The 23433-nt window shown below is 53.9% G+C and carries 22 protein-coding genes and 1 tRNA gene; 16 read left to right on the top strand and 7 right to left on the bottom strand.

Annotation, left to right across the window (positions count from 1 at the left end; genetic code table 11):
* Positions 1–76: 76 nt before the first annotated feature.
* From AC2FGC_RS10625 to AC2FGC_RS10595, 7 genes are all read left to right on the top strand, one after another.
* Positions 77–589 (top strand): MarR family winged helix-turn-helix transcriptional regulator, encoded by a 513-nt coding sequence (locus tag AC2FGC_RS10625; RefSeq protein ID WP_170411194.1) that lies wholly within the window; start codon positions 77–79, stop codon positions 587–589.
* Positions 586–1287, top strand: coding sequence for a response regulator (locus AC2FGC_RS10620; protein ID WP_058272724.1), 702 nt, complete (start codon positions 586–588; stop codon positions 1285–1287). The genes AC2FGC_RS10625 and AC2FGC_RS10620 overlap by 4 nt, the downstream gene beginning before the upstream one ends.
* A 69-nt stretch (positions 1288–1356) precedes the next feature.
* Positions 1357–2283, top strand: coding sequence for a histone deacetylase family protein (locus AC2FGC_RS10615; RefSeq protein WP_496782287.1), 927 nt, complete (start codon positions 1357–1359; stop codon positions 2281–2283).
* Positions 2280–2522 carry an exodeoxyribonuclease VII small subunit gene (locus AC2FGC_RS10610; protein ID WP_496726181.1) on the top strand — a complete coding sequence of 81 codons (243 nt, stop codon included), beginning with the start codon at positions 2280–2282 and terminating at the stop codon, positions 2520–2522. The genes AC2FGC_RS10615 and AC2FGC_RS10610 overlap by 4 nt, the downstream gene beginning before the upstream one ends.
* On the top strand, positions 2523–3389 hold the full coding sequence (locus AC2FGC_RS10605; RefSeq protein WP_496726182.1) for a polyprenyl synthetase family protein: 867 nt from the start codon (positions 2523–2525) through the stop codon (positions 3387–3389). It begins immediately after the preceding gene.
* 14 nt (positions 3390–3403) lie between these two features.
* Positions 3404–5332, top strand: coding sequence for a 1-deoxy-D-xylulose-5-phosphate synthase (gene dxs, locus AC2FGC_RS10600; protein WP_472722590.1), 1929 nt, complete (start codon positions 3404–3406; stop codon positions 5330–5332).
* Positions 5333–5557: 225 nt separating this feature from the next.
* Positions 5558–5980, top strand: coding sequence for a hypothetical protein (locus AC2FGC_RS10595; RefSeq protein WP_496726183.1), 423 nt, complete (start codon positions 5558–5560; stop codon positions 5978–5980).
* Between the two features lie 147 nt (positions 5981–6127).
* On the opposite strand, the gene bfr is transcribed toward AC2FGC_RS10595, so the two are convergent.
* On the bottom strand, positions 6128–6613 hold the full coding sequence (gene bfr / locus AC2FGC_RS10590) for a bacterioferritin (protein WP_496726184.1): 486 nt from the start codon (positions 6611–6613) through the stop codon (positions 6128–6130).
* A gap of 359 nt (positions 6614–6972) precedes the next feature.
* Positions 6973–7048, bottom strand: a tRNA-Thr gene (locus tag AC2FGC_RS10585).
* A 223-nt stretch (positions 7049–7271) separates the two neighbouring features.
* Between AC2FGC_RS10585 and AC2FGC_RS10580 the strand changes: the two genes are divergently transcribed.
* From AC2FGC_RS10580 to AC2FGC_RS10560, 5 genes are all read left to right on the top strand, one after another.
* Positions 7272–8105, top strand: coding sequence for an arsenate reductase/protein-tyrosine-phosphatase family protein (locus tag AC2FGC_RS10580; RefSeq protein WP_496782285.1), 834 nt, complete (start codon positions 7272–7274; stop codon positions 8103–8105).
* Entirely contained in the window at positions 8102–9100 is a 999-nt protein-coding gene (locus tag AC2FGC_RS10575) for an ArsJ-associated glyceraldehyde-3-phosphate dehydrogenase (RefSeq protein WP_496726186.1), read from the top strand. Before AC2FGC_RS10580 ends, AC2FGC_RS10575 begins: the two co-directional genes overlap by 4 nt.
* Positions 9097–10362, top strand: coding sequence for an organoarsenical effux MFS transporter ArsJ (arsJ, locus tag AC2FGC_RS10570; RefSeq protein WP_496726187.1), 1266 nt, complete (start codon positions 9097–9099; stop codon positions 10360–10362). The genes AC2FGC_RS10575 and arsJ overlap by 4 nt, the downstream gene beginning before the upstream one ends.
* Positions 10359–11408, top strand: a complete 1050-nt coding sequence (arsB, locus tag AC2FGC_RS10565; protein ID WP_496782283.1) for an ACR3 family arsenite efflux transporter — start codon at positions 10359–10361, stop codon at positions 11406–11408. Before arsJ ends, arsB begins: the two co-directional genes overlap by 4 nt.
* A gap of 269 nt (positions 11409–11677) precedes the next feature.
* Positions 11678–13654, top strand: coding sequence for an HAD-IA family hydrolase (locus AC2FGC_RS10560; protein WP_496782281.1), 1977 nt, complete (start codon positions 11678–11680; stop codon positions 13652–13654).
* 145 nt (positions 13655–13799) lie between these two features.
* Here AC2FGC_RS10560 and AC2FGC_RS10555 read toward each other — a convergent pair whose 3' ends face one another.
* Both AC2FGC_RS10555 and AC2FGC_RS10550 read right to left on the bottom strand, forming a co-directional pair.
* Positions 13800–14600 (bottom strand): hypothetical protein, encoded by an 801-nt coding sequence (locus tag AC2FGC_RS10555; protein WP_496782279.1) that lies wholly within the window; start codon positions 14598–14600, stop codon positions 13800–13802.
* Positions 14597–16405, bottom strand: a complete 1809-nt coding sequence (locus AC2FGC_RS10550; RefSeq protein WP_496782276.1) for a hypothetical protein — start codon at positions 16403–16405, stop codon at positions 14597–14599. Before AC2FGC_RS10550 ends, AC2FGC_RS10555 begins: the two co-directional genes overlap by 4 nt.
* A 445-nt stretch (positions 16406–16850) precedes the next feature.
* On the opposite strand from AC2FGC_RS10550, the gene rfbC reads away from it, so the two are divergent.
* The 4 genes from rfbC to rfbA are packed head-to-tail and all read left to right on the top strand — an operon-like array spanning position 16851 to position 20207.
* Positions 16851–17420, top strand: coding sequence for a dTDP-4-dehydrorhamnose 3,5-epimerase (gene rfbC / locus AC2FGC_RS10545; protein ID WP_496726192.1), 570 nt, complete (start codon positions 16851–16853; stop codon positions 17418–17420).
* Positions 17417–18457, top strand: coding sequence for a dTDP-glucose 4,6-dehydratase (gene rfbB / locus AC2FGC_RS10540; protein ID WP_496726193.1), 1041 nt, complete (start codon positions 17417–17419; stop codon positions 18455–18457). The genes rfbC and rfbB overlap by 4 nt, the downstream gene beginning before the upstream one ends.
* Entirely contained in the window at positions 18454–19326 is an 873-nt protein-coding gene (gene rfbD, locus AC2FGC_RS10535) for a dTDP-4-dehydrorhamnose reductase (RefSeq protein ID WP_496782274.1), read from the top strand. The genes rfbB and rfbD overlap by 4 nt, the downstream gene beginning before the upstream one ends.
* Positions 19327–19337: 11 nt before the next feature.
* Positions 19338–20207, top strand: a complete 870-nt coding sequence (gene rfbA / locus AC2FGC_RS10530) for a glucose-1-phosphate thymidylyltransferase RfbA (RefSeq protein ID WP_496782272.1) — start codon at positions 19338–19340, stop codon at positions 20205–20207.
* Between the two features lie 136 nt (positions 20208–20343).
* Here rfbA and glf read toward each other — a convergent pair whose 3' ends face one another.
* From glf to AC2FGC_RS10515, 3 genes are read right to left on the bottom strand one after another with little or no spacing between them, the layout of a single operon-like run.
* Complete coding sequence (gene glf, locus AC2FGC_RS10525; RefSeq protein ID WP_496726196.1) at positions 20344–21492, bottom strand: UDP-galactopyranose mutase; 1149 nt, start codon at positions 21490–21492, stop codon at positions 20344–20346.
* Position 21493: 1 nt separating this feature from the next.
* On the bottom strand, positions 21494–22384 hold the full coding sequence (locus tag AC2FGC_RS10520) for a hypothetical protein (RefSeq protein ID WP_496726197.1): 891 nt from the start codon (positions 22382–22384) through the stop codon (positions 21494–21496).
* Complete coding sequence (locus AC2FGC_RS10515) at positions 22381–23181, bottom strand: glycosyltransferase family 25 protein (protein WP_496726198.1); 801 nt, start codon at positions 23179–23181, stop codon at positions 22381–22383. The genes AC2FGC_RS10520 and AC2FGC_RS10515 overlap by 4 nt, the downstream gene beginning before the upstream one ends.
* Between the last annotated feature and the right edge of the window lie 252 nt (positions 23182–23433).

The following is a 23433-nucleotide window of genomic DNA, read 5'->3' as shown; positions in this document are numbered from 1 at the left end:
GATTCGATACCTGTCCACTCTTGGAATGTCAATAACGCTGACATAAACTCGGAACGAGTAACGAATGAGGCATACTATGTCGGATACCCGCCCCGCCCCAGCCTTTGGTGGCGAGAGCCTGTTGTTTTTGACCGACGAGCAGTTGCGACAAGGAATTGAGGCGATGTTTTTCGCCTATCGCGGCTTTACAGCAGATCCCGATCGCATATTGACCGAAATGGCCTATGGACGGGCGCATCACCGGGCAATCCACTTCATCAACCGTGCACCGGGGACGACGGTCAATAACCTTCTGGCCATTCTGGGCGTAACAAAACAGTCTCTAAACCGTGTTCTGCGCACGCTGATCGAGGATGGACTTGTGGAAAGCCGGGTCGGATCAGTGGACAAACGTGAAAGACACCTATTTCTGACAGAACAGGGCAAGGCGCTAGAGGCCAAACTGTCTGAGGCGCAGCGCGTCCGAATGCGTGCAGCGTACAAAAAGGCGGGACCCGAGGCTGTGTCGGGGTTTCGTAAAGTGCTTGAAGCGATGATGGATGCTGATATGCGTCATGCCTATACGAAACTGCGGGAAACCACCTCATGAACGAAATGGATGCCCATCTGCTGATCGTCGACGATGACGAGCGCATTCGCGATCTGTTGAAGAAGTTTCTGATGCGGAACGGATTTCTGGTCACGGCTGCACGGGATGCAGCTCATGCACGGCGGGTGCTTTCGGGGTTGGATTTCGACATGATCGTGCTGGACGTGATGATGCCCGGCGAAGATGGGGTCAGCCTGACTAAAGCGCTGCGCGAAACCCATACCACTCCTATCCTGCTGTTAACCGCGCGCGGCGAAACTGAACATCGCATTGCCGGGCTTGAGGCCGGTGCGGATGACTACTTGGCCAAACCGTTCGAGCCAAAAGAGCTGTTGTTGCGGATCAATGCGATCCTGCGGCGGATGCCGGAAACACCTGCGCAGGACGCGACGGCGAAGATACTGCATCTTGGTCCGATCCGGTACGATATCGAACGTGGCGAGATGTGGCAGGGCGAAGACCCGGTGCGCCTGACGGCGACCGAAAGCCAGTTGATGAAAATTTTCTCGGCCCAGCCCGGAGAGCCGATCAGCCGAACCAAACTGGTCGAAGATCTGGGCCGCGACAAGGGTCAGGCGCAGGAACGCGCGGTGGACGTTCAGATCACCCGTCTGCGCCGCAAGATCGAACAAGACCCCAAGCAGCCGCGTTACCTGCAGACCGTCCGCGGGGCCGGATATATGTTGGCGCCAGATTGATTTAGCCGCGGCGCGGCGCTTTCTTGCCTTCGGCGAGGATATTTTTGGCCAGATGAAGATGGGATCCCGATGACAACCGCCCTTTTGACACACGCTGATTGCCTTGATCATGTGACCCCGCAAGGTCACCCTGAGAGGGTGGCGCGATTAGAGCATATTCTGCATGCGTTAGACGGCTTGGAATTGATACGTGTAACCGCCCCTTTGGCGGCGGATGACGACTTGCTGCGCGTGCATCCGGAAAGCCATATCCGTGAAATTCGAAATAGCAGGCCATCCGATGGCTTCAAACAGATTGACGGCGACACCTTCATGTCGCCGGGGTCGGTCGATGCAGCCTATCGCGCTGCCGGGGCGGTCGTGCGCGCAGTAGACATGGTTTTGGGCGGCGAAGCCTCGAATGCGTTTTGCGCCATCCGCCCGCCCGGTCACCATGCCGAGACCGAAACGGCAATGGGGTTCTGCCTGTTTGGAAACGCCGCGCTGGCTGCCAAACACGCATTGGATCATCATGGATTGAAGCGCGTAGCTGTCGTTGATTTCGACGTTCACCACGGAAACGGCACGCAGGATCTGCTGTGGGATGAAAGACGTGCACTGGTGATCACCAGCCAGCAAATGCCGCTGTGGCCTGGATCGGGGCGCCCGGATGAAACCGGCGCTTATGAGACCGTTTTGAACATCCCGCTGGCACCCGGCACTGGTGGGGCCGAGATGCGGACAGCTTACGAGACGCAAGCCTTCCCGAGGTTGCGCGCATTCAAGCCGGAACTGATCATCATCTCGGCAGGTTTTGATGCGCATCAGGACGATCCGCTGGCCAACTTGAACTGGTCTACAGGCGATTTTGCTTGGGTTACAGCCGAGCTGTGCAAGATCGTCGATGAGCTGTGTGAAGGTCGTATCGTCTCGACTTTGGAGGGCGGGTATGATCTGAACGCCCTTGCCGAGGCCACTCGTGCCCATGTGGAAGAACTGATGAAGGCAGCCCGATGACCGATACTCCTGTTGATCAGATGACATTCGAACAAGCGATGAAAGAGCTTGAGGCCGTTGTCGGCCAGTTGGAGCGTGGGGACGTGGCGCTGGATAAGTCCATTGCATTGTATGAGCGCGGTGCCGCGTTGAAGAAACGCTGCGAAGACGAATTGAAGCGGGCTGAAGAAAAGGTCGCAGCCATTACTTTGGATGCCAATGGGCAGCCAACCGGGACGACGCCTGTCGAAGGTCAGTAAATGTTCAAGGAAATTCTGGCGCAGGATGCCGCGCGGATTCAGGCTCAGTTCGATCTGGTCCTGAGCGCGCTGGACGAATTGGATGTTACCCGGGCGATGGCCTACACCACGCAGGGCGGCAAGCGATTGCGTGGGTTTCTCGTGCTGGAAAGCGCGCGGATGCATGGCATCGACTCAACACAGGCAATCTGGCCTGCGACAGGCATCGAAGCCCTGCACGCCTATTCGCTGGTCCATGATGACCTTCCCTGCATGGACGATGACGATCTGCGTCGTGGACGTCCGACCGTGCACTTAAAGTGGGACGAAGGCACCGCCGTTCTGGCCGGTGATGCCCTGCAGACATTGGCCTTTGAGCTGTGCACCCGGCCCGAGGTCGGAAATGCAGAGGTTCGTGCTGAATTGGCTCTAACCCTGGCCAAAGCAAGCGGTGCGCAGGGAATGGTGCTGGGGCAAGCGCTGGATATGGCGGCTGAAACAGCGGCCGCGCCCCTGACACTGGAGCAGATCACCACGCTGCAGGCTGGTAAGACCGGGGCGCTGATTGAATGGTCCGCCTGCGCCGGTGCGCGGTTGGCCCAGGCAGATCCCGAACCCTTGCGCCAATATGCCCAGGCGCTTGGCCTTGCTTTTCAGATCGCTGATGACATTCTGGATGTTGAAGGTGATGCCGAGAAGGCCGGCAAACGATTGCAAAAAGATGCCGAGGCAGGCAAGGCCACGTTTGTTTCGCTTTTGGGTCTGAACGCCGCAAAATCCCGCGCTGTAGAACTGGTCGATCAGGCCTGCGCGGCGTTGGATGGATACGGTGCCAAGGCTGAAACCTTGAAGGACGCGGCCCGCTTCGTTATTGCCCGGGACAGCTAAGCCAGGAACGCCAAATGTCTGACCGCCCGAACACGCCCCTGCTGGACCTTGTGAACCGCCCTGCGGATCTCAAGCAGTTTTCGGACGCGCAATTGCATCAGGTGGCGCAGGAGTTGCGGTCCGAGACGATCTCGGCCGTGTCTGTCACCGGTGGGCATCTGGGCGCGGGTCTGGGCGTGGTCGAATTGACGACCGCCCTGCACGCCGTGTTCGACACGCCGCGCGACAAGATCATCTGGGACGTTGGTCATCAGTGCTATCCGCACAAAATCCTGACCGAACGGCGCGACCGTATCCGTACCCTTCGCATGAAGGACGGGCTGAGCGGCTTCACCAAGCGCAGCGAGAGCCCCTATGACCCGTTTGGCGCGGCGCACAGTTCGACCTCGATCAGCGCTGCGTTGGGTTTTGCCGTCGCTCGCGATCTGGGCGGCGTGACACCAGAAGGTCTAGGCGACGCGATTGCCGTGATCGGCGACGGCTCGATGTCTGCCGGCATGGCCTTTGAGGCGATGAACAACGCCGGCCACCTGAAGAAACGCCTGATCGTCATTCTCAATGACAATGAAATGAGCATAGCCCCGCCAGTTGGCGCGCTGTCCAATTACCTGTCACGCATTTATGCGGAAGAACCGTTTCACGACCTGAAAGCCGCCGCCAAAGGTGCGGTGTCTTTGTTGCCGGAACCTTTCCGCGAAGGGGCAAAACGCGCCAAGGAGATGCTCAAGGGCATGGCCGTGGGCGGCACATTGTTTGAGGAGCTGGGCTTTTCCTATCTCGGTCCGATCGACGGGCACGATATGGATCAGCTGTTGCCTGTCCTGCGCACGGTCAAGGCCCGCGCCACTGGCCCGATCCTGATCCACGTGTTGACAAAGAAGGGCAAGGGGTACGCCCCCGCCGAGCAAGCCAGGGACAAAGGTCACGCGACAGCAAAGTTCGACGTAGTAACGGGGGAGCAGAAGAAAGCGCCCTCAAACGCACCATCTTACACGTCGGTCTTTGGCAAAACCCTGGTGGAAGAGGCCGCACGCGATGACAAGATCGTTGCTGTCACGGCCGCGATGCCCGACGGAACCGGGCTGAACCTGTTTGCGGAACGCTATCCGTCGCGCTGTTTCGATGTGGCGATTGCCGAACAACACGGTGTGACCTTCGCCGCCGCTCTGGCTGCGGGGGGGATGAAGCCCTTCTGCGCAATTTATTCCACATTTTTGCAGCGTGGATACGATCAGGTCGTGCATGACGTGGCCATTCAGCGCCTGCCGGTTCGTTTTGCGATCGACCGTGCAGGGTTGGTGGGCGCAGATGGCGCGACCCATGCAGGGTCGTTCGATATCGCCTATTTGTCCAACCTGCCCGGCATCGTGGTCATGGCCGCAGCGGATGAGGCCGAGTTGGTGCATATGGTGGCCACCGCCGTCGCGCATAATGAAGGCCCGATTGCGTTCCGCTATCCTCGCGGCGAAGGTGTCGGCGTCGACTTGCCCGAACGTGGCGAGGTTCTGGAAATCGGCAAAGGCCGGATCATCCAAGAAGGCGCACGGGTCGCACTGTTGTCCTTCGGGACACGGCTGGCCGAAGTGCAGAAAGCGGCCGAAGCTTTGACTGCGCGTGGGATCACCCCCACTATCGCTGATGCTCGATTTGCCAAGCCCTTGGACCACGACCTGATTTTGGATCTGGCCGCCAACCACGAGGCGTTGATCACGATCGAAGAGGGTGCCATCGGCGGCTTTGGCAGCCATGTTGCCCAACTTTTGGCCGATGAAGGCGTCTTTGACCAGGGTCTCAAGTATCGCTCGATGGTTCTGCCTGATACCTTTATCGACCAGGCCAACCCCGCAGATATGTATACAGTAGCGGGCCTGAATGCCGAGCAAATCGAGGCCAAAGTGCTATCCGTTCTGGGTGTAGCAACCATCGGCGAAAAACGCGCCTGAGGCATGAAGCTAGGCAACTGAATTTCACCGTTGTTGGAAAATCTGCAAGCACCGCTTTTGACGGAAATTTCGGGCAGCCGCCGAATTCAGCCGCTTTTGGGTGAGTCCTTGAGAACACAGGAACCGCTTGAGTCCCGGCGCAGCGTTCCCGCTTCCCCGCATTTCTGATAGTAGTAAGAAAAACAAAAACTCCACCCTTGAGCAGGCGGGCGGATGAGAAACATCATGGCAGTTTTGGTCGCGCTTTTTTTGATGAGCGTGGCGGCAAGTTCAAAAGAGATTCAGGTTGGCAATGATCCGGGGGGGCGGATTGTGGATCGCATGGTCCAGATCGAAATCGCCAACCGGACCAACGCGCAATTCCAGATCAACGGGGACTATTGCCACTCTAGTTGCACCATGCTGCTGGGTGCGGACGATGTTTGCGTTTCGCCCGAGACGATCTTTGGCTTTCACGGCCCCCATCACCCAAACCGAACGAAAATGACGGCAGATGAGTTCGACAGGAAAAGCGCGTCACTATCCAGCTACTACCCAAATCCGATCAGAAACTGGTTCATGTCCAAAGTAAGGTTCGCCGGGCCCAATGAGCTTTTTTATGTGACGGGTGAGTACCTGATAAGCCTCGGCGTGCAGGAATGCGCTTAGAAAGCTAGCATCTCAATACCGCGGCTGTTCCCGTCAGGTCATTCGCGCAGGCACACATTGAACTGAAAACAGAGTTCGGTTTTATCCAGAGCCTGATGTCCTGTTCACGGCGGTCGCTGAAACTCGGCTGATAACCACCACTACAGGTTAGTCGGCGTCTTCCATCTTCGTTGCATTGAGTTGCGCGAAAAGCTCGGGCCCGACGCGATCATACAGTTCGATCTGAGTCTCTAGAAAGTCGATATGGCCTTCTTCATCCGACATCAGGCTTTCGAACAATCCCATTGAGACATAGTCTCCGGCCTCTTTGCAGACATCCCGCGCTTCCTTGTAAAGCGCCCGCGCGCTTTGCTCTGCTGCAAGATCGCATTCCAGCGTTTCACGCGGGTTTTCACCGATCCGCAGGGGATCAAGTTTCTGCAGGTTGGGATGCCCTTCCAGAAAGATGATACGTTCAATCAGTTTGTCGGCGTGTTCCATCTCTTCAATGGATTCTTCACGGCTTTTCTTGGCCATGCTGCCAAGACCCCAATCGTCTTGCAGGCGATAATGCAACCAGTATTGGCTGACGGCCGTTAGTTCGTGGCGCAGAGCTTTGTTCAGGTATTCAATTACCTTTTTGTCACCTTTCATGATGAAACTCCTTGGCTGTGTCTAAGAACTGGCGTGGAAACAACTTTTTAAGCTGAATGCTACCACCAGAGCGGCTTAACCCAAAACCTTCAAATATCTGTTTTGAAACAGATATTTGCAAGTTTCCTGACGATTCTCGTTTGAACCAAAACCCGTCACTTGAAAGCGTTTTTCCACCACACTTACGATTCCCTGATACCTGCTTACCGATCGGAAGCATGGCCCTTGCGGATCAAAATCATGCGGGCAAACAGCTCCGGAGATTGAGCTGCGCTAGCATCCGATGATAGCCCGCAGGATCGAACCAAAAGTGAGATACGAGGTAGGCCGCTAGTTTAGCATAACTTTATAGGGGAACGTGGTGCCTCAAGAGGGACTCGAACCCCCGACCTTGTCCTTACGAAGGACCTGCTCTACCAGCTGAGCTATTGAGGCAAACGACGGTTCCCTTAAACCCTCGGGCAGAGGCGTGCAAGTCTCGATGTCCTTGGACGCCTACCGGTGTGTGATAGTGATTCCCGCAACTCAGATCGCTTGAAACCCAATCCATCACCACGCTCCAGCCAGAATATCTCGCCTATTCGGACGCTTACACTCGTCTTCAAGGGTCGTGTAATTTCGATTGACTGGCTTGTCTTATTTTAATATTTCATGAAATATGATAGAACAGATAACAGACCAATTGGCCATCCTGGGTCATCCGCAGCGTATCCTTGTGTTTCGCATGCTCATGCGACGTTTTCCTGACAGCGTCCCGGCAGGAGAGCTGGCGGCGGAACTCGACCTGAAGGCCAGCACCTTGTCGAACTATCTGAACGCGCTTCAGCGTTCAGGGCTGGTCACGCAGGAACGTTCAGGGACGTCGCTGCTCTATTCGATTGAAATGAAAAACGTGCAGCAGATGCTTGATTATCTGATCGTCGATTGCTGTCGCGGTCGCCCTGATATCTGCATGCCATTTTCTCAGGGAAATGAGGCCGCGACAGACCGGAAGTTCAACGTCTTGTTTTTGTGTGTGGGCAATTCTGCCCGGTCGATTTTTGCGGAATCCCTGCTGCGCACCCTGGGGGGTGACCGGTTCAACGTTTACTCGGCTGGTACGCAGCCCACATCCGAGCTCAACCCGATGGCCGTGCAAGTTCTGGACGACAAAGGGCATGACACATCCATCCTGCGGTCCAAGAACATGTCCGAGTTTGCAACCCCCGGCGCGCCCGAGATGGATTTCGTCTTCACGGTCTGCAATCAGGCCGCAAATGAGGAATGCCCCGCTTGGGAAGGCCAGCCAATCAGTGGCCATTGGGGCATGCCGGACCCGGTCAGGGCCGAGGGCACGGATGCCGAAAGAAGCCTTGCATTTCAACATGCATATGGCGCGCTCAAGCGCCGGATTGAGGCCTTTACGTCTTTGCCGGTCGAAGGCCTCGACCGGATCGCACTGCAAACTGCTGTTGATGATATCGGCAGGACGCCCACTGAGGACATGAAATGACGACTTATGCTGTGAACGGATTGGGCCGGATGGGAAAACTGGCCTTGAAACCGCTGCTCGACAAAGGCGCAAAGATCGCCTGGATCAATGATGCAGTCGGTGACCCCGAGATGCACGCGCACCTGCTGGAGTTTGACACGGTTCATGGGCGTTGGGATGCCGCGTTCGCGCATGATGCCGACAGCGTTACGATCGACGGCACCCGCCTACCCTTTATCGGCACCAGAGATCTGGCGGAACTACCGCTGAACGGTGTCGATGTGGTGATTGACTGCACCGGTGTTTTCAAGACTCAGGCCAAGCTGGCCCCCTATTTCGAAGCGGGTGTTAAGAAGGTTGTTGTCTCGGCCCCGGTCAAGGATGGCCCGACCGCCAACGTCGTTATGGGCGTGAACGAGGCCACTTATGATCCGGATGTCCACAGCATCGTGACGGCGGCCTCGTGCACCACGAATTGTCTGGCCCCAGTGGTCAAGGTCATCCACGAAAACCTTGGTATTCGCCACGGGTCGATGACCACAATTCACGACGTGACCAACACGCAAACCATCGTGGACCGCCCCGCCAAAGATCTGCGCAGGGCGCGATCTGCTTTGAACTCTCTGATCCCGACCACCACCGGGTCGGCCACGGCAATCACGCTGATCTACCCAGAACTCAAGGGGCGGCTGAACGGCCACGCGGTGAGGGTTCCCTTGCTGAATGCCTCGCTGACCGACTGCGTCTTCGAGGTTGAGCGTGAAACCACGGTCGAAGAGGTCAACGCGCTTTTCAAGGCCGCTGCCGAAGGTGAGTTGAAAGGCATTCTCGGCTATGAGACGCGACCGCTAGTTTCCACCGACTACACCAACGACGAACGGTCCTCGATTGTGGATGCGCCTTCGACCATGGTGGTGAACGGCACGCAGGTGAAGATCTATGCGTGGTACGACAATGAAATGGGTTACGCCCATCGTCTGGTCGACGTTGCCCTGATGGTTGGTGCATCGCTGTGACCCAAAGGCCCGAAGGTATGTCGGCCTATATCACGGTCACAGCAGCCTATTGGGCCTTCATGCTGACCGACGGGGCCCTGCGTATGCTGGTGCTGCTGCACTTTCATAGTATGGGATTCTCGCCGGTTCAGTTGGCATATCTGTTTGTTCTGTATGAGATCGCCGGCATGGGCACGAACCTTGCCGCCGGTTGGATCGCGGCGCGGTTTGGGCTGACCTCGACGCTTTATGCAGGGCTGGCACTGCAGATTGCAGCGTTGCTGGTTCTTACGCAACTAGACCCTAATTGGGCGATCCCAGTAAAAGTTGTCTTTGTGATGATTGTGCAAGGGGCCAGTGGGGTTGCAAAGGACCTAGCCAAGATGTCCTCAAAATCCGCCGTCAAACTGCTGGCCCCGACCGAGGGCGGAGGGTTGTTTCGCTGGGTCGCGATTTTGACCGGCTCGAAGAACGCTGTGAAAGGGTTTGGGTTTCTGCTTGGGGCGGCACTGTTGGCGACAGTGGGCTTCATGTGGGCTGTTCTGGCAATGGCGATCATACTTGCCGCATTCCTCGTCGCCGTCATCCTGTTCATGCCGACCGGCCTGCCCAAAGGGCGCAAAAGCGCCAAATTCTCTGAGGTCTTCTCGAAATCCGCCAACGTGAATTGGCTATCCGCCGCTCGTGTCTTCTTGTTTGGGGCGCGGGATGTGTGGTTTGTAGTCGGCATCCCGATCTATTTCTACGCGGTGCTTTCGGATGGAACTGAGGATGGCAACCGTGCCGCATTTTTTATGATCGGCACATTCATGGCCGTTTGGGTCATACTTTACGGAGCAGTTCAGGCCAGCGCGCCGAAAATCCTGCGCGCAAAGGAACGCCCGGAAGGGGATCTTATCCACGCCGCCAAGAATTGGGCCGCGGCGCTGTTCTGCGTGCCTGCTGCACTGACCATTGCGGTCCTGCTCTCATCCGGCCCCGAGACATGGCTGACCGTTACGCTGGTTGTGGGCCTATTGGCATTTGGGGCAATCTTCGCCGTCAATTCGGCGCTGCATTCGTACCTCATCTTGGCCTTCACCAAGTCCGAGCGTGTGACGATGGATGTGGGCTTTTACTACATGGCCAACGCGACTGGCCGCCTGGTCGGCACTGTCCTGTCGGGACTTACCTATCAGATTGGCGGGCTTCCACTGGTTCTGGGCACCGCTGCTGCTATGGTCGCGCTGGCCGCCCTGACATCCGGCAAACTAACCGACCAGACGAATGAGGCATATACATGAGCATCTTCGAACGCTACCTGACCGTCTGGGTCGCGCTGGCCATGGTTGGCGGCGTATTGATCGGACTGGTTGCACCCGGCCTGGTTCAACTGATCGCCTCGGCCGAAGTGGCCAGCGTCAATCTGGTCGTGGCCTTGCTAATCTGGGCAATGGTCTACCCCATGATGGTCGGCGTCGACTTCGGCGCAGTGGCGGGCGTTGCACGCCAGCCACGCGGGCTGATCGTGACGCTGGTGGTCAACTGGCTGATTAAGCCTTTCACCATGGCCTTTCTTGCGGTTCTGTTCTTTGAGCACGTCTTTGCACCATGGATCGAACCTGAAGACGCGGCTCAATATACGGCCGGGCTGATCCTGCTGGGTGCCGCACCGTGCACCGCCATGGTGTTCGTCTGGTCTCAGCTGACTAGGGGCGATGCGACCTACACGCTGGTGCAGGTTTCCGTGAACGACTTGATTATGGTGGTGGCATTCGCCCCAATCGTGGCCTTTCTGTTGGGTGTGACCGACATTCAGGTTCCATGGCAGACACTTGTTCTGGCAACTGTGATGTATGTCGTTTTGCCGCTGATCGCCGGCCTGATAACGCGCCGTACCTTGGGATCGCCCCAGGCCATCGATGCGTTTTCCGCACGCGTCAAGCCGTGGTCGGTCATGGGCCTGATCGCCACCGTCGTCATCCTGTTCGGCCTGCAGGGTCAAACTATTCTGGCAAAACCGATGGTGATCGTCCTGATCGCCATACCAATCCTGATCCAGAGCTACGGCATCTTCGCCCTGGCCTACGGCGCAGCATATGCCCTAAAGGTGCCACACCGGATCGCCGCACCCTGCGCGATGATCGGCACGTCAAACTTCTTTGAGCTGGCCGTCGCCGTGGCCATCAGCCTGTTCGGACTGAACTCGGGAGCAGCGCTGGCGACGGTCGTAGGAGTTCTGGTTGAAGTCCCGGTGATGCTGTCGCTGGTTGCCTTCGCAAACCGTACACGGGCGCGTTTTCCAGAAGTCGAAACGCAATACTCTAAAAAAACACTCAATTCCAACTGACAAATAGTCAGTCGCGGAGATCACCCAAAAGCGTAAAGTGAACCGAAAACTCGGGTTCACTAACGCTTTGTCTCGAAGTACTACTCGTGCTTCAGCAGCTGTCGAAAATGGACGAAGTTCAATTTCAGCTTGATAAGTCGTCTGCATTAACCGAATTTCTGCGCAAGAGTGAGTCAGTGCTTTTGTCGAGCCCTGACGCAAGCATCAATTCAGACAAACCTAGTTAGCGTGAGACTATTTTGGCATTAATAAGCAATCGCAGAAAAACAATGAATGTGTCTTCCAGTAGCGCAGTGCTTTCCAAGATCGGTGATTACGATTTCCTGTCTGTGGACATCTTCGACACCCTCCTCTTTCGCCATTGCAACTCTCCCATTGATGCCTTCGGTTTCATGGAGGAGCACATAGAAACAAGGCAGGTGACCGAGTATTTTAAGGACTATCGGGTCGCAGCCGAGCAATTGGCTCGGGAAGACGCAGACCAGAAAGGACTGGAGGACGTTTCGTTAAACGAGATTTATTTTTGTTTTCAACAACTCACGAATTGTAGCGGTACGCAAACTGAGCAGATCAAACAGCTCGAACTAGAAACGGAAATGGACCTGCTTCACGCCACCAATTTTGGAAGAAAGTTGGTGGCCAAGCTAAAAAACACAAAGAAACGACTTGTCATCACGTCGGATATGTACCTTCCCCAAAACTTTCTTGAGAAAGTGCTGGAGGCAAAAGGAATTATCGGATGGGAACGCGTCTTCGTTTCGAACGAGCAAGGAAAGACCAAACATACTGGCAACTTGTTCGAAGAGGTGGCTGAGTACTTTGGTGTTCCACACGAAAAAATATTACATATCGGTGATAACAAACATGCCGATGGCAAAATGGCTGCCAGCGCAGGTATGCAGTCCCATGTAGTCTTGGCTAGCAAGGACGTACCTGCCAGATCTCCAAAACCAAAGCACCATTCCAATATGCTTTCGGGATCGCGTCCCATATCTCAGATTTTTTCGGCAAATTTTCTGGAAACGCATCACTACGATTCTGAAAAGCTGGACTTCCGTACTTTGTCTGAGGATCAGTACTTTGAGGCCATTGGGGCCGTATTGATCGCACCATTGATCACATCAATGCTTATCTGGATGAAGCGGGAAATGGACGATAGGGGCATCTCACGCATCGCATTTCTTGCTCGCGATGGCATGTTTCCTAAAGCAGCATTCGAACTTTTGTGGCCAAATGAATATGACACGCAGTACATAGCTGCCTCCCGGCGATTACTCACGCTTCCATTCACAGTTTTGGAGCCGAACACTATTGGCGGGATGCTTCACACCACCTTAGAAAGCTCGGAGACACTGGACGAATTTCTGGGCAAAATCTCCGGCGGGCCGATCTTAACAGAACTTTTTGCCAATCATGGCCTAAGTGGAACGGACCCACTAACGCGAAAAGCGCGAAAAAAAATCTTGAGACTTCTAAAGGAAAGTCCGGACACCTTTTTTCAGTCGTTTGCCCACGAGCGCGCCGCTCTAAAAAAGTACTATCGTTCGGCCTTCCCGGCAGGTTCTAGCACGGCCGTCTTTGACGTAGGTTGGCGCGGCAGTCTACAGCGCTCAATTTGCGAGATTGTTGATGCAGAAGCGGATATCCTGGGCCTTTACTTCGGCACAAGTCGGCATGCCACATCAATCCTACGTCGCAACGGCTTGGAATATGAGAGTTTTACAGCGTTAAATGGTCTTCCTTCCCATTTAACGCCATGGTTCACGGATTTTCGGGATATCGTGGAGTTTCTCTGTTCGGCAAATCATGGCAGCGTCCTTGGGCTGCAGCAAAGTGAATCCGGTGATATTTCTTGGGTCACCGCTGAACTCAGCGAGTTGGAGGCAGCCAACCTCCAGCGCGCCAAGAAAATTCAAGATTCCGCCCTACAAGCAATCGAGTCCGTACTACGGGCAATGTCGACAGAGACGTTGGCAAAATACACCAACCCGAAGGATGAGCGAGACATGCGTCATTTCCTGAGTAAACCGCATCGCCAAGATGCCCTTAGGTTCAAGAATGTCAGAATCTTCGATGGCGTAGGTGACACAACCGGTGAGAGTTTGACGCGCATTGGTGAACGCAGCACACATTATCAAAACGCCAAAAGCAGCCGTTGGCGTGCTGCCTATGGATCGCAACTCAATCCCTTGTCATATGCCTTACTGAAATTTGTTTTGCGAAAAAGAAAAAAAATTAAGTTATAGCCCTATGCAGTGTTGATAGTCTGACAGAGTTCGCGAACGCAGGCTTTGCTCACCTTGAAAATCTCGCCGGTCACGATGAAGAACGTTTTAATGTCGTAACCTGAATAGATTTCGAGGTGTAAAGCCGTCAGGGTAAATTCGTCGCCTATGATCGTTTTCTGAACAATCGCCAGGCTCTCGAAGAGTTTCGAGCTTTTCTTGCTTCTTTGTCGCGCCGCTTTTTTCTGTTAGCCGGAATGTCATAAGTGTAGCGGGCCTCCAATTCTTGCGATTTCCCACCAATGAATGAGCAACTTCCGGGCACGCCAACATTAGGATATTTTTCACCCAAGTGCTTGATTCCAAGCCAATAACGCTCTGTAACAAAACCCTTTGAATAGTGTTGGAACTCGACGGGTAAAACTATCACAGGAATCCCAAAATTCTCCTGCGCGTTAATACACAGGTCTTCGGCGTAAAGGTCGAACGTTAGGGTCTCATCAAACCGCAACCCGGGCCGATCCCTAAGTAACCGAGTGTGAATTAGAATCGCCACACAATCCAGTGTTTCAACCCAAGTTGGTGCAGTCACCGGCAGACCGACCTGTAGCACCGAAGAGCCGTCTTTTTCACTACACTTATGCTGACCAAACCCGGCCGGTGCATGCCCATCCAGCCTTACTCCAAAGGTTCCGTAAATTGCTTCAAGTGCCAAGTTCTCTGTGTCAAACAACTCTCCCTGAACTTCGAAGTCTTCATGAACGAAAAAAAGCCACATGTCCTCGTTCAAGTACTTTTCAATAACCTCATTGTATAGCGTCGGCAGGCCTGCTGATCGACCGCGGTTGTCAATCAGATGAATATCCCTTTCAAACAAAAACTTGTTTCGAGAGAACAGTTCAGTTGCCATCTTTTCGTTCACAAACGGAACGAATATCTTCAACGGGTCGCTGCTAGAAACTGTCATTTCTGACCCAACTCTCTTTGTGTTCGACGCTGATACCGCCGTACTGAGTTCCAGTACGAGACCTTCAGCGGGTGGCGGTACATTATGCGGCGCCAATCTAGTTGCCCAATGTCGTCTCGAGTAGATAATTGCTTAATGGAATTTGGCAGCATGAGATCGTAGTTGTGCAACTGCTGCTCCTGATTTTGCCTACTAGAATTGTCCAAGTATTTTGACGAGATTGACTCAGGCTTCCAGTAAGACTCGACAGTTCTCCATTCACTTTCACCCTTGCATCGCGGAAACGGAACATTCTCGAATGCCCGATATTCCCTTTCAGTCGGTGTTGTGATCAGTCGCGTAAGACAGAAAAGGTTGAAGTCCTTTAGTTCCCGACGATCTAACGCGTCTTTTCTTGGCGCGATCATGCGGAGGAAATCGAGAGCCCCTCGTTGGACACAAATTGAAGCGAGGAGGCCAATATCGGCGTTCATTTCACATTTTGCACTCGAAGACAAAGATATGTCATTCCCTGAATTCAGATGTGGGAAGGACGTATCAGGATTGACGAACAAAAAGTCTGACAGAACTGGGCCTACCCTTACGGACATATCGGTGCTCATCGCATTCAAACCGTCAAAAAGGTAGGCTGAAGCCCTTGCCTCTCGGCTGGGAGAACTTTGACCACAAATACAATACCGATGCACTCTTAATGAAGACAGAAATTTAATGTCCGGTGCACTGCCATCGATATCCGCGATAGCAATGTTTTTTGAACCTTGAACCGTCCATGCGTCGATACGCTTCTGCAATTGTTTGCGTTCTACAGCAGAAGCATCCAAGAATTCACCGTCAAAAGCTTCTTTCACATCGCTGATCGAGTAGCTTGTTAACGGCAGTTTCAGAATGCTCAGAGATTGCTCAATAATGTGGTGCTGGCCAGGCGGAAGAAGCAGTTCATCGAACCCATCTTGTATTGAACGTTCCGCAATATAGTCACAGAACCCCAGCAATACCGGCCCGCAAACATTGAAGCCGAAACTATAAAGATCGGGTTCCGCGGGATCGACATGAGGCATTCGCGCTGCGATCTGGCCGATAATCAAGTCCGAGGCGAACGTATATTCTCCGCGGTCTTGATCAACAAATGGAGCATCATCCTGCCTAAGGCAATCGCTGTGTTGGTTTACATGAATTGCTGTCAAAGCGCAGTCCACGTCAACGTTCATGTTCGCGAATTCGCGCTGGCAAAAATGCAAGACACGGTTCGGTGCGACCTCCTCATTGGCTGCAACTTTCAAAAGAAAGTGACGGCCTTCCGTAGGGCTAATTAGCGCATCCAGTTCAATCCCATGTGATTTCAATAGCCTCGATAATTGGTCTTTATTCAGTCTCGTGTCATTAATACCGACCAATTGCTTCCCTTTAGCCCGAGCAACTGTGGCAATCATAACAAAGGCTTGATTTAAAAAGTGGAACTTTTCTTCGAACTCTCTTTCATCGTCAGGCGTCACGGTGTTGTCCGGCAGAAGGACTGCAAGAAGGCTATAAATTTCGTGTAAACTAATCTCGGACGCTTCGGTTGTCCCAAAACGCCTCCGGGCAAGCTGCTCCGCTTTTAGCCTTGCGCCATAAAAACCGTCGACACCGAGTGACTTCTCTATGAAACGGAAAACGCCATCCACACTTAACACGCTGCGCGACAACAATGTCTTCGAAACATCGAAGGCGATAACGTCGTGGTTTTCGATTAGGTTCGAAATTGTGGAGAATGTGCATCCCGTCCGTCGAACGACTTCAGCTTTGTTTCGTTCCTGCGACAGCATAGACACTCCAACACGAGGTGAGTAAGAATTCAGCGCTGTTGATACCAAGCATCGAACTCGGCTGCCAGTAGTCTATCAAACTCACTGAAACTAATTCCCCGATGACCTCGGGAGCCCCAAAACATAGAACAGAAGCGCACGACAATCGAGTGTTACAACCTGACATCAAGCCCTGACAAACCTGAGGCATGCCCCAAAACACAGCTTATTGCCTCAAGAAGAGATCCGCCAACGTAAACGGCTTTGTTGACTGCAAGTGAACTGTCGCTCGTGGGTAATCTGATTTGCAAACAGGCCTTCGAAAATGCAACTTTCTGCATTGAGACTTTCCCGGCCTCCATTTTCGAGTATAAGCCTATTTGGATATTGTCCAGCGATGGCGATTGAGATAGCCCATTCTTTACTCTGCGTGCGCCGCAGAATGGCACTATAGGTAATGTTAATTATGGAATTCACAACCCTCTCAATACCAGAGGTGAAGCTGATTACGCCGAGGCGATTTGGCGATCACCGAGGCTTTTTCGAAGAGACCTACAACTGTGATCAGTTCTCTTCCGCCGGGATCGATACAGTTTTTGTTCAAGACAATCACTCTGTGTCCAGTGAAATCGGAACGGTACGAGGCCTGCACTTTCAGGCACCACCGAAAGCGCAAGCTAAACTTGTTCGCTGCGGACGTGGAAGACTCTTCGATGTTGCGGTAGATATTCGCAAGGGTTCTCCGACGTTTGGTCAATGGGTCGGTGAAGAACTGAGTTTTGAAAATGGACGCATGCTACTCGTCCCGGCTGGATTTGCCCATGGGTTTATGACGTTGGAGCCGGACACCGAAATTGTATATAAGTGTTCAGACACTTATGCGCCAGAAACCGAGGGGGCTGTTCACTGGAGCGACCCCGAAATCGGCATTGAATGGCCGCTAACATCAACCGAAACAAAGCTATCTGAAAAAGACGCGGCTGCGCTGCGCCTGTCAGAACAAGAATCCCCCTTTACTTTTGAGGACACCAAATGAAACTTTTGGTCACTGGAGGCGCCGGTTTTATTGGGTCTGCCGTTGTTCGTCGTGCCGTTGCCCAAGGTCATTCGGTAGTCAACGTAGATGCGTTGACGTATGCAGCTTGCCTCGACAATGTTGCGGTAGCGGCTGATGCGCCAGGCTATGCTTTCGAACACGCAGATATTCGTGACGCTTCGGCGATGGAGGCTGTGCTCAGGAAACATAAGCCTGACGCGATCATGCATCTGGCCGCCGAAAGCCATGTAGACCGCTCAATCGATGGTCCAGCTGCCTTTATCGACACCAATGTCACGGGCACTTACGTTCTACTAGAGGCCGCGCGCGCCTATTGGACCGACGCAGGCAAACCCGCAGACTTCCGTTTTCACCATATTTCGACCGATGAGGTCTTCGGATCTCTGGGGGAGACCGGTTTTTTCACCGAAGATAGCCCCTATCAACCAAACTCGCCCTATTCAGCATCAAAGGCGAGTTCGGACCACCTTGTACGCGCGTGGCACGAAACCTATGGCCTGCCGATCATTCTGACAAATTGCTCAAACAACTATGGTCCATATCAGTTTCCCGAAAAACTGATACCGGTCGTAGTCTTCAAGGCATTGTCCGGGCAGTCGATACCGATTTACGGCAACGGCGATAACATCCGCGACTGGCTGCATGTCGAGGACCATGCAGAGGCGCTGCTGCTTGTTCTGGAAAAAGCGGCCGTCGGTGCAAGCTACAACATTGGTGGCGAAAACGAGATGACAAATCTTGAACTCGTCAAAATGCTCTGCAGTATTCTGGACCGGCTTCGTCCGGCAGAGAAACCTTACTCAGAACAGATCACATTCGTAACTGATCGCCCGGGTCACGACCGCCGCTATGCGATTGATCCAACTCGAATTGTCGAAGACCTTGGCTGGCATCCGAACTATACTCCTGAGACAGGATTGGAACAGACCGTCCAGTGGTATCTGGACAACGAAGCCTGGCTGAATGCACTTCTAGCGCGGGATGGTGTTGGCGATCGCCTTGGTGTTGCCAAATGAAAATACTTGTCTTCGGTCGAAGCGGGCAGGTCGCCACAGAGTTGCGAGCGCAAGCGCCTGCGCGCGGCATCATAATAGAGGCGTTGGGGCGCGAGGACGCGGACCTTTCACACCCGAAAACATGCGCAGACCACATAAGCAAAACCAACGCGGATGTGGTTATCAACGCCGCTGCTTACACTGCGGTCGATAAGGCTGAAGACGAGAAAGATATCGCTCGGCGCGTTAACACTGATGCGCCCGGTTCTATGGCCCAAGCGGCGGCCGAACGTGGCATTCCGTTCATTCACATCTCGACGGATTATGTCTTTGATGGATCAGGGACGCTCGCACGAACTACAAACGACCCGACTAGCCCGCTTGGCGCATACGGTAGTACTAAACTGGAAGGCGAAGATAAGGTCGCGGCGGCCGGAGGCTGGCATGGAATTCTCCGTACAAGTTGGGTGTTCTCGGCGCATGGAAACAATTTCGTCAAGTCGATGCTTCGATTGGCGGAAACACGAAACCACGTAACCATAGTTGCCGATCAGGTTGGGGGCCCCACACCTGCAGCGGACATCGCAGCTACATTGCTTAGAATGGCCGAGGCAGGGTCCAGTGTGGAGGGTGGCCTGTTTCATTATGCAGGAAGCCCAGACGCAAGCTGGGCAGATTTCGCACGCGAGATTTTTTTACAGGCAGGCTTAGATATTTCGGTTGAAGATATCCCGACCAGCGCTTACCCGACGCCTGCCGCCCGCCCAAAAAATTCGCGGCTGGACTGTTCCCGGCTTGAAAAAACTTATGGGCTTCTTCGCCCTGACTGGAAAGCCGGGCTAACCAAGGTACTGAGGCAATTAGGTCAGACCCCAAAAGGCCAATTTTGAAAGGTTAACGCATGCAACGTAAGGGAATTATTCTTGCCGGAGGCTCTGGAACGCGGCTTTACCCGATTACGATGGCCGTGTCCAAACAGCTGCTACCAGTTTACGATAAGCCAATGATTTTCTACCCACTCAGTGTATTGATGTTGGCGCAGATCCGCGAAGTTGCAATCATCACAACACCACAGGACCAGGAGCAGTTCATTCGCCTCTTTGGTGATGGCAGTCAATATGGACTGTCACTGACGTGGATCGTGCAAGACTCTCCTGACGGGTTGGCGCAAGCTTATACACTGGCGGAAGATTTCCTCGCCGGCGCTCCTTCGGCATTGATCTTGGGAGACAATATCTTCTTCGGCCACGGTCTTCCAAGTCTGCTGGCCCAGGCAGATGCCAACAAGCAAGGCGGTACGGTTTTTGCATATCGCGTCGCCGACCCAGAGCGGTATGGCGTTGTTGCTTTTGAGGACCAAAAGGTTCGTCAGATTGTTGAAAAACCACAAAACCCGCCGTCAAACTACGCAGTCACCGGCCTTTACTTTCTTGATGATGACGCGCCGGCGCGGGCTAAAGAAATCCAACCGTCTGAGCGCGGCGAGCTTGAGATTACTTCGCTTTTGCAAATGTACTTGGACGAAAACCTGCTCGATGTTCAGACTATGGGTCGGGGCTTCGCTTGGCTGGATACTGGGACACACGGCACTCTGCTGGAGGCAGGAAGCTTTGTAAGAACGCTGACAGAACGTCAGGGTATGCAAACCGGTAGCCTTGATGAGATCGCCTGGAGCAATGGATGGATCGATGATGCCGCTCTCGAGAAGCGCGCAAAACTGTTCGCAAAATCGACTTATGGCGCCTACCTTCATTCGCTTCTGAGCGATTAAAGCTAGCACCGAGTAAGTGCGCCTGACGATCCGGAATAAATTGCATCCAAGCTAGGGCCGTCACAAAGACATTCCGTCCGATCAGCCAGAACGTGAATCGAGTAAGCACTGGACCGAAACGGCCCGGCGCTCGCGCCTAAACTGGCGCGGTATAAAATGGTTTCAGGGCTTGTTTCGCTTCGAACGCGGCTAAAAAAACGCGCGCTGTGTCGAGGGCTTCGCGGATCGTGACGTCCATATCCAGATAACGGTAAGTACCCAAACGGCCAACAAAAGTTACCTTCTCTGTCTTGTCGGCCAGCGCAACATACTCACTCAGCAATGCTTTTTCTTTTACCTGACGGATCGGGTAATAGGGAATGTCATCCGGACCCGCCGCGCGGGAAAACTCGCGATAACAGACCGAGCCTTCGTGCGACTCCCACGGTGCAAAGTGCTTGTGCTCGGTGATCCGGGTAAAGGGCACCTCTTCCTCGCCATAGTTCATCACGGCGCAACCCTGATAGTCGCCGTCATAGGTGAACCGTTCGAAATCAAGGGTGCGGTATCCCAGGCGTCCAAGCTCATAGTCGAAATAGCCATCCAGCGGGCCTGAGTAGAACACATGATCGAAGCCATCCGCCATGTTGCGATCGAACATGGTGTTCAGCTTCACTGTGATCCCCGGGTGATCGAGGATGCCACCAATCATGTCGGTGTACCCGTTCTCGGGCATGCCTTGGAATTTATGGAAAAAGTAGTTGTCGTCGTAGTTGAACCGCACCGGCAAGCGTTTCAGGATCGACGCCGGCAGCTCGGACGGGTGGCAGCCCCATTGCTTGATCGTGTAGCCCTTGAAAAACGCCTCATACAGATCACGACCGACGAACCGCATCGCTTGTTCCTCGAAACTCTGCGGGTCGGCGATGGATGTATCAGCCTGTTCTTCGGTGATAAACGCGCGGGCCTCGTCCGGGCGCATGGTCTTGCCAAAGAACTGGTTGATCGTGTGCAGGTTCACCGGCAGCGAATAGACCTGCCCCCGCGAGGTGGTTTTGACCCGGTTCTTATAGGGCAGGAAGTTGGCGTATTGGTTCACATACTGCCAAACCTCTTCGTCATCCGTATGGAAGATATGTGGCCCGTACACATGGACCATGACGTCGGTATCGGCATCCCGTTCTGTGTGGCAATTTCCACCGATATGGTCACGGCTGTCGACCACGGTGACATCATGCCCTTGTTCCGCAAGTTGGCGACCGATCACAGCCCCAGACAATCCGGCCCCAACCATCAAAAACTGCATATCAGGGGCTTTCCTGTTTCATCGAAATCGTCGTCATGTCGAGCGGTTTGATCAGCTGACGGCGGGCAATCTTGAATATACCCGACCGCGCCTCGCTGGCACTGCGGAATTTCGGCAGGACCGACATCCATGCCCGGCACATATGCCACCCCAGCTGCAGACGACCCGAGATGGGTTGCCCTCCCTGCAGGATCGCGGCAAAGACGACCGGAACGGTACGCCGCGACAGATCAAACATCTGCTTCAGAACGGCTTCTTCCTCTTCCGAGCTGAGGTTGTTCGACTCGGCCATCGCAGCTTTCAGGTTCTTTCCGATCGGCCGCGTGTGGTGCATCGCGATCTCGTCCAGAATGGCAGTTCGAAACGCGCCAGCCTCGGCCCATCTGCACCAGATATAATCCAGGCCGTAGCCGCTCATGGTGCCCTGGAAAAGCGGCAGTGCTTTCTTCAGGATATCCTTGTGCAGGCACGGGGCCATGATCTCGATATAGTTCGTGTAGCGCAGTACGAAGCCCGGGCATTGGCTGAACACAAAATGCGAGAAATAGCTTTCGGGGGTCAGCGACGGTTGCGCAATACGCAGGCCGTGAACCTGCATGGCATCAAACAGCGCATTTACCGCCGTGGCGCTGATGTCCAGATCATCATCCGGCAGCCAATAGTAGTCATATTGATCCAGGTCACGATCCGCCAGGGTTTTGAACAACCCGTCCCATTTGCCGCCTTTTACCAGCACGGCCTCAACACCGGGTTCAGGTTCGAATGCCGCAAAAGCCTCGTCCGAGAAATAGCTGATCAGAAGATCGTAGCTACGATCTTCATAGGGGATTTCCTGCCACCGATGGTGCAATGACTTGTTGCCCGCACGGACAACCACAAGGCTATTCTTCATGCGCGGTTCCGAACCCGATTGCCGGCCTGCATCAGGGGGCCGAGCCCTTCGATCATGTCCGGGTTCAGCGGGTGGCTCAACCGTCCGTACGTGTACTTTGTCTGGTACATTAAGTTTCGAACGAACCTGGCCATGGGCGAGCCGGGTTTCATTTTACTGCGGCAGTGATCGATCGTGCTGTCTATCTCTTTGCGCTCTGCGACCATCTGCTCGGCAAGGGTGAGGATGGGCACATTGTGTTCCCAATAGAATTTTAGGTCGATGTCGATGGGACGCGCAATCGGGGCCTCAATCGCCAAAAGCCGAGCGGCAGCACGTCGGCCGATGATATAGCCCGTGGTTCTGGGTGGCAGACGGTCCGACAAGACAAGATCCTGATCTGCAATGGACTTAATGACCTGTCCGTTGTTTCCCGACACGCCGTCGATTTTGATCATGACGTCTTCGAAACATTCGCCACATTCAGCCAGTTCTTTGAAAAACGGCCTGGGATCTTGCACGAACGTCGCGTCATCTTCCAAAACAAGGCTGACGCAGTCGGAGGAGTCAGCAATATCCTGCCATATCTGACGATGTCCAAGGGTGCAGGCGACCTCGTTGCGGCTGAGCGGGCGTTTGAATTTAATCCGGTTCATGTCTGCGTCATACAGATGATGCAATTCGGAGTTGTTTAGCTGATCTCCGGCAATGGCGTCGCAAAATTCATGATTCAAGCCAAAGCGGGCAAATTCGCTTTCGCAGAAACGTCGCCGTTCAACATCTTTCGGCAAACTCAGAATGACAGCTTTAATCGACACTGTTCCATTACCAATAATACGTGCTTCGCGTTACTATGGGCCATATATACCAAGCACAAGGACAAAAAATCTATCCTTTTCCCCTGACGCGTCAAGGATTTCCTGCGGCAAAAAACCGCTGAATTTCAATCGTTACTCTCACGCTACAGTACTCAGCCCCAAAATATCAGCGGTTCCATTTTTCAAGCATATACATATCACAATGAAACCAAAAAGAAAAACGTTTGACCTGATCACTAGAGGTAACGCAAA

The organism is Ruegeria sp. CDSC054 (assembly GCF_059610645.1).
This window is presented reverse-complemented; position numbering and strand designations above follow the sequence as displayed.